The sequence below is a fragment of the Gardnerella sp. CCPDSM genome, from assembly GCF_056754715.1.
Window position 1 is genome coordinate 1 of the sequence record NZ_JBQEQO010000029.1, and the last position, 1,325, is coordinate 1,325.

At 42.0% G+C, this 1,325-nt stretch carries 1 protein-coding gene and 2 pseudogenes; all 3 read right to left on the reverse strand.

Annotated features, from left to right (window positions below):
* Positions 1-225, reverse strand: a pseudogene (locus tag ACTJLE_RS06290) (HNH endonuclease); the annotation flags it as partial.
* 142 nt (positions 226-367) lie between these two features.
* Entirely contained in the window at positions 368-796 is a 429-nt protein-coding gene (locus tag ACTJLE_RS06295; RefSeq protein ID WP_481267884.1) for a sigma factor-like helix-turn-helix DNA-binding protein, read from the reverse strand.
* A pseudogene (locus tag ACTJLE_RS06300) lies at positions 756-1,325 on the reverse strand (ATP-dependent helicase); the annotation flags it as partial. The pseudogene ACTJLE_RS06300 and the gene ACTJLE_RS06295, both read right to left, overlap by 41 nt.

Genomic DNA, 1,325 nt, shown 5'->3' on the forward strand with positions numbered 1-1,325 from the left:
CACAAGCATATGGTTCTTAAAGCAAAGCTCACAGAAAGGATGCTCTCTCACATAAGAATCCCTTATTTTCTGCCATGCTCTGCCGTAACGCTTGTGAGCATCATAAGGACGCTCGTATTTTTCGTAGCGCCGGTTCTCTTGTTTTAAGTGTTTCTCACAAAACCTGCCGTCAGTTAGATTCGGACAGCCTCGATAAGAACACGGTCTTTTAGGTTTTCTTGGCAAGACTCATCCTCCCTTTAGGCATGAAAAAAGCCCTGAAAGATTACTCTTCCAAGGCTTAGTATTTATAATTTTTGCTAAGTTTATAATACCATATAGAAGGCTGTAACGTCTCGTATCAGAGCGTACCAAACCGTACCATTTTTCAGATTTGGATTAGATTATCTGGTAAAACCATGTGCTCTAACGCTTTACCATGCCCTCTTATAATCGTCATTCTGCTAGCATGGAGTTCTTTACCAATATCCTCCCACGTCATGTTACTCATGTAACGGTAGCGTAAAATCATCTGCTCATCCACGCTTTCAAGCTTTGAAATCACATCCAAAATCTGCTCTTTCAAACTGATAAGCAGCGTGATCTCCATGTTAATCTTTGCTTCTAAATCCATAACCCTTATAAGAGCTTTCACAAACGGAGCTTCCACGCTTCGAGTCGTCTGCACATACTCTCTGTCGTATCTTAATGATGAAACACTTGTAGCAAGCTCACGCAGTCTTACTACTTCATCCATGTCAGCCTTAATCCGCTTATCAAGAAGATAGGCTTGCCGTAAGTATTCTTTTTTGTTCATTCTTACCTCCATTTTGAGGTAAGTTCTCTCTAGAACCCCTTTCCCTCACTTCGTTAATTGATAGTCTTGCTTTAACCGACTCGATTAAAGCATCCTGCACTTTAGCCTTCATGCTTAAAGCCCTCATCACATCCTCATCAATCGTGTCCTTAGTGATAATGTGATGGATTACAACCGTGCTGGTTTGACCCTGACGGTTAAGTCTAGCGTTCGTCTGCTGGTAAAGTTCCAAACTCCAAGTCAGGGAAAACCAGATAAGTGTAGAACCGCCAGCCTGTAGGTTAAGACCATGACCCGCGGAAGCCGGGTGAATCAACGCTACAGGAGTCATGCCGGCATTCCAGTCATAAATATCAGCACTCGTTTTAATCTCACGCACGTTAAAACGATTCTTAATCCGTTCAAGATCATGCTTAAACCAGTAAGCTACAAGCACTGGTTTACCGTTAGCCGCTTCGATTAAATCCTCTAAAGCATCAAGCTTACGATCATGAATATGAACGCTTTCTTTTTTCTCGTTATAAACCGA